Below are 19,523 nucleotides of genomic sequence, written 5' to 3' on the forward strand. Positions count from 1 at the left end.
TGCCGGGTTTATTGGTAGGAAAACCGCTTTATTACTCTTTATATTACTCTTTATCAACCTGGCTGATGCTGACGGAAGACAGGTAATTTAGCAGGGCAATATCGTTATCCACACCCAGTTTCAGCATAGCTGATTTTTTCTGGCTACTGATGGTTTTGATGCTGCGGTTCAGTTTCCGGGCGATCTCTGTCACCAGGAAGCCCTCGGCAAACAGGCGCAACACTTCGCTTTCTTTGGGAGAAAGACGTTTGTCGCCGTAGCCGTTAGCGCTGATTTTTTCCAGCAGTTTAGCCACGCTTTCCGGGGTGAATTTTTTCCCTTTCTGCAATGCGGCCAAGGCTTTGGGTAAATCGGTCGGCGCACCTTGTTTGAGCACAATCCCATCGATATCCAGATCCAAAACGGTGCTGAGAATCGCCGGGTTATTATTCATGGTCAAAACAATAATGGCCAGATGCGGATAATGACGCTTGATATATTTGATCAACGTAATCCCGTCACCGTACTTGTCTCCAGGCATGGAGAGGTCGGTAATCAGAACGTTGGCATCAAGTTTTGACAAGCTGTTTATCAGTGCAGTGGAGTCTTCAAACTCACCCACTACATTTACCCATTCAATTTGTTCTAGTGATTTCCGAATGCCAAACAAAACGATTGGATGGTCATCTGCAATAATTACGTTAAGGTTGTTCATGTTATGGGTTACCTTGCTGCAGCAGCCTACTGACGAACGAATCAATCTGGCTGATGCTAGTTTCGATCTTCAACTGATCGCCGTTTGCGATATGCTGTTCTAATGTTTCACACAGTTGCTTGCCGAGAACCAGGTTCAACATAGCAAACACGCCTTTCAATCGGTGCGCAGTCTGCGAGAGCGATATAAAATCACGTTGCTGGGCCTCAGTATACAGTTTCTTCAAATCTACCGGTACTGTCTCAACAAACAGCGCATAATAGTCACTGGATTTTAACTGTTGCTCATATCCAAAAATATCATCCTCGACAGGGTTTTCTTCCGCTATTTCCACGCTATGAGCGGAATCATCGGAGGAAATCTGCTGCTCTATCAGTAACAGAATGGCATCTATTACCGCGCTGCCAAGGTTGTAATTAACCCGAATATAGTTCTGTTGCAACTGCTGTAAACCCGGTTCGTCTGAGGTCAGTAAGAGGGTATAAGGCGCATAGTTTTGCGGGTTATCCGTTAACATTACGTCATACTCTCTACCCGGCAGACGATCGTCAGCAATAATACAATTTGCACCGAATGCATTCAGTAGCGTAGTCACGATAGATTTCACTTCATCTGAAGTAATATCCAGCATCGCGGTTACGCCATCCAGTAATTTCTCCTCTTCATCTTCTTGATTTTCCTGAAATCCCATAGCAACGCGGACGGTGTAACGAGTACCGATGTCCACTTTACTGCGGATTTCCAGCTGTCCATTCATTTTTTTGCATAACTGATTGCATAAAAAGAACGTCAGACCAGAGCCCTGACTATAGCGGTCGACCAACGTTTGGCTTAGGAACGGATAGCTGAGATTACTGATTTCTTCGTCTGAAATACCGGCACCGGTATCCACAATCTGAATAGTCAGTAACTCTGGATGCTCAGGTTCATGTTTCACCGTTAAGGTGATTTTACCGTAGCTGGTGGTCACAATGGCATAGTCCAGCAGCAACGATAGTACTTTACGCAATGCACGCTCATCACCGATATAGGTTTTGTCTACATCTGCCAAATAATGGTTGAATAAACTCAATCCTTTTCGGTTTATGGACGGCAAAGCTTTCAGCAATAGCTCATCGATCAGTCTGGATAGCGAGAAATTCTGCTGTTCCGGTTGCCAATCCTGAGTTTCCAGACGGGTGAGCAGAGTGATGTTATCGATGAGCGTTAGCACGCTATCTGAATGATGCACCAACTCGTTGATGACAGAATCACGCACCGCTGGATCGGCGTCCGGATGTTGTTGCAACTGGTGCACCAGCTGATTTAACGTGCTGACCGGTTGATTCAATTCAATGCCCAGGTTATGCAGCATCAGTTTACGCGCCTGTAGATTCTTATCGTATTCGCGCCGCGCCATTTGCAGTTTTTTGTTCACCAGTACTTCTTTATCCTGATCGTGTAACAGGAAAAGGTAAGTTTCTGGGGATAATCGACTGCGGAACATTCGTATTTCATAGACTTCGTTGTTAACCGTTCCCTGAATGACCCCGTGATGCTGTTCCGCCATATGGGCAATTTTTTGCAAATTCAGGTGAGGCAGCAAGTGCTCGGCAATTTTGTTACTGGCCACCAGCTTACTGGTCGCAAAGTTATATACCAGTAATCCTAAAGGCAGGCTGGTAATAATTTCCTGACTCAGAGACTTCTGCGCTTCCAACTGCTCGGCCATATCTTCGCTGGGGCGAACATACTGATGGCGAATAAAATAGATGCACAGCAGCGTCAGGCCGAATAAGAACAGATTAGTTAATATCAGCCAGAAATTATTACGTGCTAGATCGAGGGCCAGACCGGTCAGAGGAACGCGATACATGACTTTGAGCGAGGCATTAGCCAGCGGAGCGGAAAACTCCAGCCATGAACCGTTAATGGCGATCGAGGCGGTAGCCAAATCTTCCGGTGCCATCCCGCCATCGCCAATTGGCGTGTTGTCCGGCTGGAGCAGGAAGCTGGAGCGCGCCATATTGACAGGAATCAGATCGTTAATCGGCAAATCAAAGGCAATAACCGTTGCCAGATGGCCGGGATGGTTGAAGGTGGTTCTGAGCGTAAAATAATAGGCATTTTGAAAACGCTGTTTACGTAACGGAGAGAAACTTTCCCGCTCATCCAGCGTATTGGCCTGTTGCAGCATTTCCGCCCGGCGAGACTCAGCGGACGCCGTCAGGTAGGTTTCCTTAAAGCGGGTGGTAAGCTCTTTTAGCGACTGAGTCGTAATCAGAATCAGGCTGTTATCCTGCCCGTTCAAGTAGTACATGGAAAAGGTGTCGCTCTGTGAACCCCAGCGGCTATCCAGATAGTTGGACATGCGCAAAGTCATGCCCAGCGTGGCTCTATCATGATTACCAAAAATCACCGCATCAGTTTTAGCTCTGGGTTTTTCAATGAAATAAACATCAGGCCGCAGGCGGGTTTCTTCTACGCCCGCGGGTAGCACATCATCGGCATCATTGTAGGTGGGGTTGGTTGCCAACTCGTAAATCTGATAGGTATTGTAGCGATAATCATCAATGCGCTGCTGCAAGCTGGTAGCGATATTATTCAGAGCAAACTTTTTTTCTGCCAGATATGCGTTGGTATAGTTGTAGCCGTAGAGACCCACGGCGATCAGCAATAGCAAGATAAACAGCCAAAAACAGCGTGCGATATTGGTCAGGCTAAGAGGTAACGAATTATTTTGCATAGGGAGAACGCTGATTCCTTGGTTAACGCGTTACTGTCCGGGCGCTGGCCGTCACGCTGAGTAACAGAACCGCCACGCACCCGAAGGCAAAGGACAAACTACTGAGCTGTGCGATAAAACCTATCAGCGCAGGACCTGCCAGAATACCGGCGTAGCCAATGGTTGTCATTGAGGCAATGGCTAAATTAGTTGGCATAACTCGCTGATTGCCTGCTGCGGTAAACAGAATTGGTACCACGTTTGAAGCCCCTAACCCGACCAGCATAAAACCCGCCATAGTTGCCGTAGAATTATCAAAGCTGATAGCAATAATAAAACCGGCGGCGGCAAACAGGCTACCGCCCAATAATACGGCATAGCGGCCCAGTTTGTTCACGATACGATCGCCGTTCAAACGCCCCAGCGTCATAGCGATGGCAAAAATAGCGTAGCCCATGCCGGCCTGAGAAGGTTCGATACCGCGTAAACTAGTGAGAAACAGCGCGCTCCAGTCCAACATGGAACCTTCGGCCAAAAACATCACGAAACACAGGAAACCGAGAAACATCACCCAGCCTTTAGGGCGAACAAACAGCGGGCCGTCGTGCGGTTCTCCGCTGCCTGCCAGCAGGTTTCTGTTCGCCATCGCCAGCAAGGCAATAATGATTATTACGGTGATCAATACCGCGACTAAAGGAGTCAGTCCCAGCCACAGTAGCGCACTGACTCCGCCGGCACCGGCGATACCGCCAACGCTGAATAGGCCGTGGAATCCTGACATCATGGCGCGACCGCTGGCTTTTTCGACAATCACCGCCTGAATATTCATGGCTACATCAATTACCCCGATAGCCGCTCCAAATAGTAGCAATGCCACGGCCATGCTGACGGGAGTATCCATCAGAACCAGCAGCGGTAAATCCAGACACAAAAGGGCACCGGCAATCAAAATAACCGTGCGACAGCCCCATTTCGCCGTCATTACGCCGGTCAATGGCATAGCAAGCAGGGAACCCACACCGATACACAGTAGCAGTAACCCTAATGAAGCATCATTAAGAGCAATTCTGGCTTTGGCGAAGGGAACCAGCGGTGCCCACGCGGCCATTGCCAAACCGGCAATAAAAAAGGCCAGGCGGGTAGCGACCTGTTGAGGGACGCCGGGCAGTTCGTGTTGTTGCTCTATTTGGGTGCTCATGTTGATTTTGGCTTGTCGTGAGGGTGAATAACTAAAATTGAGACTTGTTTCTATCACAAAGCGAAATCCGGGTCGAAGATATTCACGGCTTCGGATGGATTAATAGTGGGTTAGCGTGCTGGGCTAGCCGATTTTTTGTCACCCATTTTGGGTCGTCGCGCTGGGTTGAGAGGATAAAGGTCGTTTCATCGGGGGGAATTCAGCCTGTTATTATTTTCTCTGGATTTTTTAATGATTCAAAAAATTTAACAATATTGTTTGACGGTGATTCTGCCAGTGATTATCTATTTTTATCATATTAAAAAAACAGATAATCACTGTCAGGGAGAAAAAAGCGAGTAAAACGCCGATAGATCATTTGATGAACCGTTTGATTAAATATAAACGTATTGTAATTAATTGGTTAACGTTATGTAAACCAAAATGACACGTTAGGGTCCTTCCCGCCATTAATTTCCCCACTATTTATCATGATTAGTATTCACACAAATAATGAAAATATTTTTGTACAAGCGTTGAAATATCTACTTATATCTAAGTATTAGCTTTTGAAGTAACTACGCAAAATTGTTAACAAAATAAATGTATTTGTCGTTCCTTGATTCATTTTTACGTTGTCATCAACACCGAGAACAAGCTTAAACCCAGATTAACAAGGTTTACTTTACTCTCCTGCGTCTGACTGACCGGCTTCCGGGTTAGTTTTACGTGGAGGTCGCGTCTTGCTTGCTTTATGAGGTTTCCTATGGCGAACACCGCTGCTGGCTCAGTTGATATCATTTCCCGTCTAAATGGCAAACAAATCACCCGTGTTGCCGGTGGCAATCAAATTGTGGCGCTTAATGAACCCAGCGTGGTGCGCATCCATGCGGCTACGGATAGCGTTATTCGCTATGAACGTCAAGGTAACGATCTGATTTTGCATATGAAAGATGGTAGCACCGTACGCTATCAACACTTTTTCCAGACAGATGCGGAAGGCCACTACAGTGAGCTGGTATTTGATGACGGCGAGCATCAACCGGTTCATGCCGTCTTCCCCATGGCGCTGTTGACCGCAGGAGGCGAAACCGTTGCTCTGGTACCGGAATTTGCCGCCATCAATGGGCTATCCAGCCTAGTCTTAAGCGAAGGTATTGCCTCTAACGCTGTGCTGGCTGGCGTTTTAGGCTTTCTGGCCATCGGTGCCGGTATTGGTATCGCGGCTGGGAGTAGCAGCGGCGGCGGCGGCGGTAACCCCAACACGCCGACTTTGACGGTAAATCCGTTGACCGGTGACAACCGTTTGAATGCGAACGAAGTTCATGCTTCGCAGGTATTGAGCGGTGAGACAACCTTTATTTCTGCGGGTCAGACGGTTACGTTGATTTTGAACGGCGTAACCTATACCACCACCGTCGGTGCCGATGGTAAATGGAGCTTCAATCTCCCCGCTTCGGTACTGGAAGGCCTGCAAGACGGCAGCTATAGCGTGATTGTCAAAGTGACCACGCCAGGTGGGCAGACGCTGGAAAAAGATTTCACACTGACAGTGGATACCGTTGCGCCAACGCTCACGGTTTCACCTTTGGCTGGCGACGGTATTCTGGATGGTGCGGAACTGACTCAACCGCTGGTGGTGAATGGCACCGCGTCGGCTGGAGATGCAGGACAAACCGTAACCGTGGGTTTTAACGGACAGACATATATCACCACGGTAGGATCTGATGGCAGTTGGAGCGTGACAATTCCGCCTTCGGCTTTGACCGGTATCAGCGAGGGAACTCATCCGGTGACGGTTACCGTTTCCGATGCGGCGGGCAATACGACTACGGTAACTCAACCCTTGACTGTCGCGGGCAATCCTTCGCTGACTATCGGCGACTTTGCGGTGAATAATATTCTGGATGGAGCAGAACAGCAGCTTAATCAAACTATTAGCGGCAGTACCAAAGGCATTGCGACCGGGCAAGCCGTAACCGTAACTTTGAACGGTAAAACCTACACCGCTACCGTGGATGCGAATGGCAATTGGAACTTGTCCGTTCCTGCCGCCGATCTGGCGTTACTGATGAACGGCAATAGCACCATTAATGCCTCGGTTAACGATCCGGAAGGACGTCAGGTCACTGGCAGCCATGATTTCATGGTGAATAACAACTTCAGTGCCATTGCTATCAGCCCGGTATCCGGCGATGGCCTGATTAATGCGACCGAAGCGCAAAGCGATATTACCGTCAGCGGCAGTACCAGCAACGTTGCAGCCGGTACTCAGTTGACGCTGACCTTAAATGGCAAAACCTATACCGCGACCGTTGGCCTCAACGGCAGTTGGAGCGCGCAGATTCCAAGGGCGGATCTGGCATTGCTGGCCGATGGCAACATTACATTGACCGTAAGCGGCACTGATGCTGCCGGTAATCCGGTCAGCGGGTCGCAGCAACTGGGCGTTTATATCCACGATCTGCCGTCAGCTAGCCTGAGCTTGCCTTTTGGTGATGGTTCATTGAACGGCGTTGATGTGCAGGGGAATCAGACGTTAAGTGGTTCGACCGGAGTAAACGGTGCGGGGCAAACCGTGAGCGTCACCCTAGGTGGAATCACCTATCCGGCCGTGGTAGCAGTGGACGGCAGTTGGTCTGTCAGCATTCCGACTTCAACCTTACAAGGTTTGGGGCAAGGCTCACAGCCGATCTCGGTGACGGTGAGCGATATCGCCGGTAACACGAATACGCAAGTCACGCCGGTATTGGTGGATACTCTCGCGCCAACCTTAACCATTTCACCTATTGCTGGCGACGGAACAATTAACGCAATCGAAGCCGCGTTACCGGTTGCCGTTAGCGGTACTTCTTCTGAAGTTGGTTCGACCATTACGGTGAGTTTCAACGGCGGCAGTTACACCGGTGTGGTGCAAAACGACGGCACCTGGAGCGTGAATATTCCAGCCAGCGCCTTTGTCGGTCTGCCGGACGGCCCAGTATTGGTTAGCGTGACGGTCACTGACGCCGCAGGCAATACGACGACGGCAAATAAAACCGTCATTATGGATGCCGCTCCGGCTAATTTGCCGACGTTGGATATCCATAACTTTGCTGGCGATAACGTCTTGGACGGCGCTGAGCAAAAAGTGAATCAAACCATCAGCGGCAGTACGACTCATATCGAACAGGGTCAGGTTGTGACCGTGACTTTGAATGGGAAAACCTACACCGCAACGGTGGATGTATTAGGGAACTGGAGTACTCAGGTGCCTGCTGCCGACTTGGCGTTGCTCGCTAATGGAACAGCCACCATCAATGCTCAGGTTGGTGATGTCAGTGGTAATCTGGCGTTTAAAAGCGAAATTATTAACGTTGATAGCACCAAGGGGGGGCTGGCTATCAACACCATCGCTGGCGATAACTTACTGAATATTGATGAAGCGTCGGCCTCTATCAATATTACCGGTACTTCTGCCAACGTAGCCGTGGGAACGCTGTTACAGGTGACGGTCGGTGGGGTACCTTATTTTGCTACGGTTCAGGCTGGTGGGATATGGAGCGTAACCATCCCATCGGTTAGCTTGTTCGCATTGCCTGAGGGGAGTAATCCGGTCACCGTCTCCGGGGTCGATCTTGGGGGGAACCTGGTCTCCAGTACTCTGGATTTAGGCGTATTCACACATAATCCGCCAACTATTTCAGTCGATCCGCTGTTTATCGATAACAGGCTGAACGCTGCAGAAGTGGCGGTCAATCAGACGATTACCGGTTCTACCGGGCTTCTCGGCCCTGGCCAAACCGTGGCCGTGACTTTTGGTGGTGTCACTTATCAGGGTAATGTGGCTGTGGATGGTAGCTGGAGCATCACGTTGCCAAGTGCGGCGTTACAAGCTCTGGGGCAAGGTCTGCTGCCTTTCAATATCCTCGTTAAGGATATCGCCGGTAACGAAGGATTCTTTGCGACCAATATTCTGGTTGATACCGTTGCGCCAACGCTTGCCGTGAACCCGGTTGCTGGCGATGGCATTATCAATCTGGCTGAAGCTACTGCAACGGTAGTGATCAGCGGAACCAGTTCGGAAATGGGTGCGCAGATCAGTGCGACGCTCAACGGAAAAACCTATTTTGCAACCGTAATGATTAACGGTACTTGGCAATTTGACGTACCGCCGGCAGATCTGGTGGGGTTAGCACAGGGCAACTATTCGCTATCTGTGATCGTAAAAGACGGCGTTGGCAACACGACAACGGTTTCAAAAAATCTGACGATCGATGCCGATCCAGCCAATTTACCAACGCTGACCATCAATACCTTTGCGGGTAACAATATTCTGGACGGTGCCGAGCAACAGGTAACGCAAAGCATCAGCGGTGTCACCACCGGTATTGAAGCGGGTAAGAGCGTGACCGTGACTTTAAACGGTAAAAGCTATACCGCAATCGTAGCCGGTGACGGTAGCTGGAGCACGCAGGTTCCATCCGCAGATTTGGTATTACTGGCGAATGGTAGCGCCACGATTACTGCTAGTGCCAGTGATGCCGCGGGTAATCCGGCGGTAGGCTCGGAGAATATTACGGTAAATAATCAGCTCGCTGGGCTGAGTATCAATCCGGTCACTGGCGATAACCTGATTAATGTCGCCGAGGCGGCCAGCAATATTACCGTGAGTGGCGCCTCGACCAATGTCAATGTCGGGCAAACAGTCACTCTGACGCTCAATGGCAAAATCTATACCGCTACGATTGGAGCGGGCGGCATATGGAGTGCGCAAATACCCGCGGCTGATTTGGCACTGCTGGCCGATGGAACAATTACCCTGACTGCCAGCGCTACCGATGCAGGGGGTAATCCGGTTTCTGGTTCAGTAGATTTGGGCATTTATATCCATAACCTGCCGGTCGCTAGCGTCGGTCCTCTGTTTGGCGATGGTGTGTTGAATATTGCTGAAGCGGCGGTAAATCAAACCATTACCGGTAGCACAGGCATTAACGGCGTGGGGCAGAAAGTCTCCATCACCGTTGGCGGCGGAACCTATATCGGTATTGTGGCGGCAGATGGTAGCTGGAGCGTCACGTTGCCAAGTGCGGCGCTGCAAGGATTAAATCAAGGCGGTCAACCGCTGATAGTGACGGTTTCCGATGCCGCCGGTAATACCAGCAGCCTGAGCACGCCGATTACGGTAGATACCCAAGCTCCGCTACTGACTCTGGCACCGATCGCCGGGGACAATATTATTAACAACCCTGAAGCTCAAGGTATTATTACGCTAAACGGGACTAGCTCAGAGCTGGGTGCTACCGTTTTCGTCACGATTAATGGGCAAACTTATACTGCGGTCGTTCAGCCGAGCGGTAACTGGAGTCTGTCATTGCCCGCGGGCGCGTTGTCTGGCCTGAGCGATGGTAACTATGCGTTCACGGTGAAAGTGACAGACGCGGCGGGCAACCCGACCACGGTAACGCAAAATGTCGTCGTCGATGCCGATCCGGCTCATTTACCAACCCTGAGTATTCATGTTTTTGCGGGGAATAATATTGTTGATGGTGCCGAGCAGCAGGCCACGCAAATCATCAGCGGTGTCAGTACCGGGTTAGAAGCTGGACGTATCGTTACCCTGACCTTGAATGGCAAAACCTATACCGCGACGGTCGGCAGTGATGGTAACTGGAATACGCAGATTCCGGCGGCTGATTTGGTTCTGTTAAGTAACAGCCAGTTCACCATTACCGCCAGCGCCACGGATACTAGCGGCAACCCAGCCACCGGTAGCCAAAGTATTACGGTAGATAATACCGCTAGCGGTTTGTCCATTAGCCCGCTAACCGGTGATAATCTGATTAATGTGGGTGAAGCTCAGGCAGGCGTTACGGTTAATGGTACTTCCAGCAATGTGAACGTGGGTCAAAGTGTGGTTATCACGCTGAATGGCAAAATTTATACCGCGACGGTTCAGCCTAACGGTAGCTGGAGCACGACGATCCCGACCGTTGATTTAGTGTTACTGGCCGACGGAAACATAACTTTATTCGCCACCGCTACCGATGCCACGGGCCATTCCGTTAGCAGCAGTGCCGATCTGGGCATCTATCTACACAAACTGCCAAATCCGCAAATCAACACGCCATTTGGTAATGGCACGTTAGATGCTAGTGAGGCGGCGGTTACTCAAACGATTACCGGTACAACCGACGTCAGTGGGTTGGGACAAACGGTGACAGTGACTATCGCTGGCGTCAATTATCAGGCGCAGGTGGGTACCAATGGTCAGTGGGCGCTCAATCTGCCGAGTAGTGTTTTACAGGGGATCGGCCAAGGGGCGCAGACCATTGATGTGACCGCTACCGATGCTGCCGGTAACTTCACTAGTCATTCATTCCCCATTTCCGTCGATACCGTGCCGCCAACGCTGAATGTAGGCAATATTTCCACTGATAACGTTGTGAATGCGTTGGAAGCAACGGCCATTGTGCCGATTAGCGGAACGACGTCAGAGTCGGGTGCGACCGTTAGCGTCACCATTAACGGCATAACCTATACCAGCTTAGCCAATGGTTTAGGCGTTTGGACCGTCAATATTCCGGCCAACATCTTTAATAAATTACCGGATGGGATTTATCCGGTACGAGTCAGCGTCACGGATGTTGCGGGCAATACTACCGTGGATACCCCGAATATTAAGCTGGTTACTCAAGGCGTGCCGGCTCCATTCCTGAATACGCCGTTTGGCGACGGTTATTTAAACGCCGCCGAAGCGGGAACTAGCCAAACTCTGACTGGCAGCACCGGCGTTTCCGGTAGTGGTCAAAGCGTCACGGTAAACGTGGGCGGTACGCCTCATTTGGTCAGCGTGGACAGCAGCGGAAACTGGCAGTTGGTGCTGCAAAGTAGCGAACTTTTAGCATTGCCAAACAGTAATGTGGCGATTGTCGTTACCGCGACCGATTCATACGGAAATAGCGTGGTGTTGAACGATTCTGCGGTGGTAGATAAATTAGCACCGACGCTGAATATTGCCCCGATTACCGGCGATAACATTATCAACGCCGCAGAAGAACTGGCGCCTTTGGTCGTTACGGGGACGACGGATGTCAGCGAAGCCGGACGTACGATTTCCGTGGTATTGAACGGGGTAACTTACACCGGCCTAGTACTGAGTGACGGTAGCTGGAGTGTGTCGCTGAGCAATTCGGCGGTGCAGGCATTGGCCGATGGCAACTATACCTTGACCGTTAGTTTGCAGGATCTGGCGGGTAACCAAACCTCAGTAGATCGGGTGATTACCATTGATGCTAACCCGGCTAATTTACCGACTATCACCATCGGTGCAATTTCCGGTGACAACTATATCAGTCGGGCTGAATCTACACAGGACGTATTGATCAGCGGTGTAACTGAACGCGTCGAGCAAGGTCGTCAGGTCACCGTTGTGTTAAATGGGAAAAGCTATTTCGGTACGGTGCAGTTGAACGGCAGTTGGTCGGTAACGGTACCGGCCGCAGACGCTACGCTGTTGCCGGAAGGGCCACTCACGGCGCAGGCTAACGTTAGCGATGTGGCTAATAACCCAGCCTCGGATGTTCATCAGGTCACGGTGATTGCATCGTTGGCGGATCAGCCTTCTCTGGCGGTTGGAACTGTGGCTGGCAACGATATTATTGATTTGCAGGAAAGTAACTCGCCGCTGATTATTTCAGGGACCAGCCAGCGGGTTCCGGCTAATCAAACCGTGACCGTGACGTTAAACAGCAAAACCTATACTGCGCAGGTTCAGGCCGACGGTAGTTGGCAGGTCAGTGTGCCTTCTGCCGACGTGAAAAACTTGCCGCAGGGCAGTAATACCATTGGGGCCACGGTGAACGATGCGGCGCAGAACCCGGCTAATGCGACTCACAATGTTAGCGTGGATACTCAAGCACCGCTACTGGTGGTGGACGTAGATACCAGCATTAACGGCGTGCTGAATCTTGCGGACGCTTTGCTGGGCCTAGTGGTTCACGGCACCTGTATCGGCGATTCGGGTCTACAGGTGACCGTTACCGTCGCGGGCAAACCTTATCAGGCGACGGTGCAGAATGACGGCACCTGGACTTTAACCATCCCAACGGCGGATTTACTGCTACTGGGCGATGGTCCATTGGTCGGAGGTATCGATGTTAGTGTCACCGACGCCGCCGGTAATAAATCCGAGCAGGTGGTGGATTTGACCGTCGCTGTGCATCAATTGCCGACGCTAACCTTCGATCCGCTGTTCACCGATGGCATTCTGAATCATGCCGAAGCTGCAATAAACACCACTTTGACCGGTGTCAGCAGCGGGCTGGCCGTGGGGACGCCGGTGACCTTAACCCTTAATGGTGTAGGTTATCAGGGCAGCGTGACCTCGTTGGGCGTGTGGCAGGTGGACGTCAATGCATCGGTACTAACCGGTTTGGCTGACGGTACGCTGCAAGTTTCGGTTTCCGCGACGGATCCGACTACCGGCAACCCGGCCAATGGTTCGGTCAGTCTGGATGTGCTAACGCATAATATTCCGAACGTCACTTTCCCAACCTTGCCGTTTGGCGATGGTTTTATCAGTAAAGTAGATTCCGGTTTAACCCAGTTGTTAACCGGGCAAACCGGCGCTACCGGCGCCGGACAGACTGTTTCCGTCAATATTAACGGTGTGGATTATCTGGCTAACGTGGCATTGAATGGTACCTGGACGCTGTCAGTACCGAGTTTGAGCCTCGCCAGTTTGACCGACGGTTCACACACCATTACCGTCACCGCGACCGACCGCGCGCAAAACGTGAGCGTGGAAAGTGTTGACTTCACCTCGATTATCAACGGCATGCCAGCACCGACTATCAGTTCCGTCAGTTTTGGCACCGAGCTGAATGCGACTGAAGCGCTTTCTCCAGCGCTATTGACCGGTACGGTGGGTTCTCTCGGAACTTTTGGCAATGTGCAGGGTGTCACGGTCTTTATCAACGGCTTTGGCTATAGCGCAATACTACCGAATCCGCAGGATGGCACCTGGTCTCTCAGCGTACCCTCAGCAATATTGCAGGCCTTGCCGGACGGTTCATGGCCGATTCAGGTGGTGACCACCGATGCGGCGGGTAACACAGGTTCTGTGAGTGGCTCGGTCGATGTACTGATTCACGGGCTGCCTTCTCCGACCGTTAATCTTCCGTTTGGCGATGGCATTTTGACACAGGCGGAAGGCACGCTGACGCAAAATCTGACCGGCACCACGGGTGCGCTCGGGGCGGGGCAAACGGTGACCGTCGTCATTGACTCACTGCCGGGGTTAACCTTTAGCGTTGCTGCGAATGCGGACGGCACCTGGTCGCTGCCTCTGCGTTCCAGTGTGTTGCAGTCTCTGGCCGGTGGAAGCCATACCTTTAGCGTCTCCGTAACCGATCGGGCGGGCAATGAAGCCACGATCACACCGCTGCCGTTCTTGTCGCAGCAACAACTGCCTTTGCCAACCATCGATATTCTGTCGTTTGGCACTAGCCTGAACGCGTCGGAAGCCTCTGGGCTGATTATTATTAGGGGGACTACCGGATTAAGCGGTCTGGGCCAGAATGTTTCTCTGAAGATTGATATTGCTGGCGTCAGTTATCCCGGCATTGTTGATTCAGTCGGTGGCTGGTCGGTGAGCATTCCTGCTGGTGCGTTAGGTGGCTTACCCAACGGTTCCCATTCTATCAATGTCACCGCGACCGATTCTGTGGGTAACAGCGGCAGCATCAGCACGCTGTTCGATAGTTATGTTGTGTTGCCTGTTCCAACGATCAATACACCATCCTTTGGCGACTATTTGAGCGCCAACGAATCGAACGCTGAAGTCACCTTTACCGGGAACTCTGGCACTTTAGGCGCAGGTCAAAGCGTGAAGTTTTACATCAACGGCTCAGAATTTACAGCGACCGTTGACCCATTGACCGGTTCCTGGACGGTGCCGGTTAGTTCTCCTAACTTACAACCTTTGCTTTTGGTAGATGGCGTACAAACCATGAAAGTAGTGGTGACGGACGCTGGCGGTAACGTTGTGAATACCACACAAGAATTCACTTCCGTTATTCATAATCTGCCGACTATCACTGTTGGAGCATACAGCTTTGGTAGCGAGCTGGACTTTAGCGAGAGTCATATTAATCAGACGATTAGTGGAACGACCACCAACATCGGTATTGGTCAGCAAATTACCGTGAATGTCGGCAGTCTGGATCCGCTAACGGCTACCGTAGGTGTGGGAGGAATCTGGTCGCTGACGTTAACGCCGGCTCAAATGACGGCGGCGAGTCTGGGCGCCAGTCCGGTACATGTTGCGACATCTTATACGGATGTGGCCGGTAATCCGTCCGCTGGCACCGTTCTGCCAGATTTTACCCTGAACCTGACGCCGCCGGCGGTCAACCTGACGATCAATGCGGTCACTGGCGATAACATCATTAACGTTGCGGATAATCTGTCGGGTTTACCTGGCGGCCTGATTACTATTAGTGGCACCGTGACTGGTGCGAACCCGTTATTACAAACCGTTAAGGTATTCATTAACAATACGCCGATTTCCGTATCGTTACCGATTACCGGTAATACCTGGACCACTCAGGTACTGGCTTCGTTTTTTAACAACAATGCGACAAATACCGTTGAAGCAATGTTGGATGGCATCGGCAGCCCGGCTTCGGCCACGGTCTCCGTGATCCGTGATACCACGGCGCCAACGCTGACGCTGGCTGATTTTACAGGTGACAACATCTTGACCCTCGCCGAATCTCAAAGCAGCAAGGCAATCAGCGGTACCGCCTCACTGGATGTGGTTGGGCAGGTGGTTACTGTCACCCTGGGAGCCAAAACCTACTTTGCAGAGGTGCTGGCGGGAGGCGCCTGGAGTGTGACGGTTTCACCTACCGATCTACAAGCTCTGGCGCAGGGGAATGTCACCCTGTCAGCCTCGGTGAAAGACAGTGTGGGCAACGTGGGGAGCGTAAGTGAAATCATTGTGGTTGATACCGTAGCGCCACTTATTTTGCTGGATGTCGGTACTAATCTGTTGAATAACCTCGGCGGAGTGTTATCAGGTACGGCGACCGGTGCGGAAGGTAAAACGTTGACTATTACGCTGGGGAGCAATCCGGCGAACGTGATCAACGTAGTCGTGGGCTCCGATGGTAAATGGACGGCCAATATCGATCCATCCAATCTGGTTGGTCTGATTAACGGTCCGTTAGTGGCGGATATTACCGTGACCGACGGCGTGGGTAATACGGCAGATACGCACGTGACTCTCAGCGTGGCGCTCAACGATACGCTGGCGCTGGTGGTTGATCCGCTGTTTAACGGTGGCTACCTGAACGCCGCCGGATCTTTGGTTTCGCAGGTTATTTCCGGCGTTGCCACCGGAGCCGGTTTGGGTTCTAAGGTGAGTCTAACCATCGGCGGTGTGACGCTGGAAGCAACGGTGGGTAGCAACGGTAAGTGGAGTCTGACGATTCCGAGCGCCCAGTTGGGTAATCTCAGCGACGGTCTGGTTCAATTGGATCTGGTGCTGACCGATGCTAACGGTAACACCACCAATAAAGTGGTGGATTTGAACGTACTGAGTCACTTGCTGCCGAGCTTCGGCACCAGCAGTCCGGTATTTGGCCTTGATGGCATTCTGAGCGCGGCGGAAGCCTTAACCACTCAGACGCTGAGTGGCGTAATCAACAACGTTGCACCGGGGGCGTTAGTCACGGTAGCCGTAGGCAGTACCTTGCTGTACACCACGGTCGGCGCTGGCGGTGCCTGGAGCATCAATCTATTACCAGCGTTGCTGGGTGGGTTGCAGGACGGTTCGTTGCAAATTGGCATTTCGGTGAAAGATGTAGCCGGAAATATCGTTAATTCGGCGCTAAATCTGAATGTTTTAACTCACAACCTGCCAAGCATTACCCTGAACCCGATCTTCGGCGATGGAATCCTGAATCTGGCGGAGGTATCGCTGGGGCAGGTCATCAGCGGTGTGACCAAGAATCTACCGGTTGGTTCGACCGTCAATATTATGTTTGGTAGTACGCCACTCAGTGCCATCGTTGGGGCGGACGGTACCTTCTCCGTACCGGTTCCGGGAGGTGTGCTAAGTGCGCTGACTAACGGCACGGTGAATGTGACTGCTAACGCCATCGATGCGGCGGGCAACCCGACATCTTCAACTGGCGTACTGAATGTCAGCGTGACTTTACCGCAAATTACTTTGCCAGTACTGTTTGGCGACGGGGCCCTGAGTCTGGCGGATACCGCAGTGGCTCAGTTGATATCCGGTACGGTGAGCGGTGTGGCCACCGGAACTCAGGTTAAAGTGAGCCTAGGGGGGAAAGATTTCTTTGGCGTTACCGCAGCCAACGGTAGCTTCAACATGACTTTGCAACCGGCCGATCTGAAAGCGCTGGCGGACGGTAATCTGTCTGCCGTTGTTTCGGTGACCGATGCGGCAGGCAACACCGGCACCGCCAGCGGCCCGCTGAATGTCATTATCAACAATGTACCGAAACTGATACTCAACCCAATCTTCGGCGATGGTTTGCTCAGTCAGGCCGATTCCTTACTGCCGCAAATTATTAGCGGGCAGGTGGTCAACGGCGTGGTTGGCTCACAGGTTCAGGTGACGGTGGGAGCGACAACGTTGTATGCAACGGTCGGAACCGATGGAATTTGGAGCCTACCTGTGCTGCCGGGAATTCTGTCCGGATTACTGGACGGTACACAAAACATCAGCGTTTCTCTCACTGATAGCGTCGGTAACACCAGTAGCGCCAGCGGCTCGGTGAAAGTGCAAATCCATGCGTTGCCAACCCTGACGGTGCAACCGATCTTTGGCGACGGTGTGCTTAGCGTGGCGGATCTGTTGATGGCGCAAACCATCAGCGGGACGTCGACCAACGTGGCCGTGGGAACGCAGATCAGTGTCACGCTGAATGGAAAAACCTACCTGACTACGGTGGGAACCGGCGGTGGCTGGAGCGTGGTGGTACCACCATTGGACCTGAAAGCGATTCTGACCGACGGCAGCATATCGGTTAACGCTAGTCTGACGGACGCAGTGGGCAATCCGGCAACGGTTTCCGGTTTGCTGAACGTTATTTCTAACGCGCTGCCGAGCCTGACGTTAGACCCTATCTTTGGCAACGGCTTGTTGAACGCGGCGGAAGCGGCGCTGACTCAAACTATCAGCGGGCAAACCACCAACGCGGTGGGCTCAACGGTGAATCTGACCGTTGGCGGGCTACATTTCAGTACCACAGTGGGGGCGAACGGCAGTTGGAGCATTGCTATACCGCCAACCAGTTTGTCTCAGTTGTTGGATGGTCCCATTGGCGTTAGCGCCAATGTGGTAAACGCCGCGGGTAATAGTGCGGGCGCGGCAGTCAATGTGACGGTGGGCATTCACAACCTGCCAACTTTAAGTCTGGGCACCTTCTTTGGGACGGACAACTATCTGAACGCCGCCGAAGCGTTGGCAGCACAGGTTATCTCTGGCACCAGTACTCATGCGGCGGGGGGAACCGTGACCGTGACCGTAGGCGGGGCTACGTTGACGGCTAGCGTTAATCAGGATGGCACCTGGAGCGTGCCCATCACCCCATCTGCGCTGACCGGATTACTGGATGGTACCGCCAGCATTGGTGTGACGCTGACCGATACCGTGGGTAATAGCATCAGCAACACCTCCTCCTTTACCGTTAAAACCCATGCGTTACCGCTGTTGGGTGTTAACCCGGTCACCAGCCTGTTTGGGATACTGCTAAATGGTCTGGTGGTTTCCGGCAGCAGTAAAAATGTCAGCCCGCCTGCACAAGTCAGCGTGACCTTGCTCGGCCAGACACTACAGGGTGATATCGCGCCAGATGGAAAATGGAGCGTGAAATTCACCGGTTCCATACTGAATCTGCTGAATCTCGGCAATCTGCTGACTACGTTGGTCAACGTCGCGGTGACTGATGAAGCCGGCAACCATAAAGAACTAACCGTCGGCTTGGGCGTGGGGTCTCTGCTGCCGATTTCTCTGTTGGCAGAATCAGAGACTCAGGTCACCAGCTTTATGCTGGCCAGCGATACCGATACCAGCGACACCACCACGTCAGATCAGCATCAAACGGCGGCGATAAGTGGTGAAAGCAGCGATACCGGATTACACACTGCGGTAGCGGCGAATACGGTGCAGGCGGAATCCACTTTGGTTGAACCATTGGCACAGCCAATCGATAGCATCCTGACCACGGATGTGACCGAGGGCGGCTACACCATCGGCGGCGTTACGCTGAATCTAGCGGATGGCACCGTGTTAAACGGTGAGTCGCTGATCGGTAGCGCCGAGAACGATGAGTTCATTCTGAATACCATGGACTTTACTCATATCGACGGCGGTTTGGGCACCGATACCTTGTTGTTGGGCGGTCTGCATCAGGTGCTGGATCTCACCAGTCTGGGGCTGAAAGTAGAGCATATCGAGGTTATTGATTTAGGCACCAGCGGGACTAACAGCATTGTGCTTAATCTACATGATGCGTTAACCATCACTGATAAGCCGCAGGACGACCTGCTGATTAAAGGTGCGGAAGGTGGTCAAGTTACGTTGAGTAATACCGAAGGCGGCGTTTGGAGCAGCGTCAGCCAACGTACCGTTGATGGGCAAACCTTTGACGTATACCACAATTCATCATTAGACAGCGGCAATACTCTGGGTGATGTATTGGTGCAGCACGGTTTGCAGGTGCATTTGGTCTGAGGCTCAACGGCGGCGAGGTGACAGTATGTCCCTCGCCGTATTTTTATCGTAAATCAGATGGTTAAACGCTGGATTCATCAGCGCGAGACACGAGGTTGAGCAGTATCGAAATGGGTGCCTGGGAGCGCCTTTTTCGCGGGGCGCAATGCCAGTCGGCGTTACTGGCTGATACATCAGTACCGCAACATTATTCTAATAA

4 protein-coding genes are annotated in these 19,523 nt (G+C 51.9%); 1 reads left to right on the top strand and 3 read right to left on the bottom strand.

The window, feature by feature from the left end; all coding sequences use genetic code 11:
• Positions 1-43: 43 nt before the first annotated feature.
• The 3 genes from rcsB to AD970_RS04150 are packed head-to-tail and all read right to left on the bottom strand — an operon-like array spanning position 44 to position 4,596.
• The gene (gene rcsB, locus AD970_RS04140; RefSeq protein ID WP_049597066.1) at positions 44-694 is read right to left on the bottom strand and encodes a response regulator transcription factor RcsB; all 651 of its coding nucleotides are present in this window, start codon (positions 692-694) and stop codon (positions 44-46) included.
• A gap of 1 nt (position 695) precedes the next feature.
• A complete protein-coding gene (gene rcsD / locus AD970_RS04145; RefSeq protein ID WP_049597067.1) occupies positions 696-3,419 on the bottom strand; it encodes a phosphotransferase RcsD in 2,724 nt (907 codons plus the stop codon).
• A 22-nt stretch (positions 3,420-3,441) separates the two neighbouring features.
• Entirely contained in the window at positions 3,442-4,596 is a 1,155-nt protein-coding gene (locus AD970_RS04150) for an MFS transporter (protein WP_049597068.1), read from the bottom strand.
• A 745-nt stretch (positions 4,597-5,341) separates the two neighbouring features.
• On the opposite strand from AD970_RS04150, the gene AD970_RS04155 reads away from it, so the two are divergent.
• Entirely contained in the window at positions 5,342-19,324 is a 13,983-nt protein-coding gene (locus AD970_RS04155; RefSeq protein WP_049597069.1) for an Ig-like domain-containing protein, read from the top strand.
• Positions 19,325-19,523: the final 199 nt, after the last annotated feature.

Origin of the sequence: Yersinia nurmii, assembly GCF_001112925.1 — a bacterium.
Taxonomy (GTDB): Bacteria; Pseudomonadota; Gammaproteobacteria; order Enterobacterales; family Enterobacteriaceae; genus Yersinia; species Yersinia nurmii.

Coding starts and splice junctions, on each gene's coding strand:
- rcsB (WP_049597066.1), bottom strand. CDS start 694: ATGAACAACCTTAACGTAATTATTGCAGATGACCATCCAATCGTTTTG.
- rcsD (WP_049597067.1), bottom strand. CDS start 3,419: ATGCAAAATAATTCGTTACCTCTTAGCCTGACCAATATCGCACGCTGT.
- AD970_RS04150 (WP_049597068.1), bottom strand. CDS start 4,596: ATGAGCACCCAAATAGAGCAACAACACGAACTGCCCGGCGTCCCTCAA.
- AD970_RS04155 (WP_049597069.1), top strand. CDS start 5,342: ATGGCGAACACCGCTGCTGGCTCAGTTGATATCATTTCCCGTCTAAAT.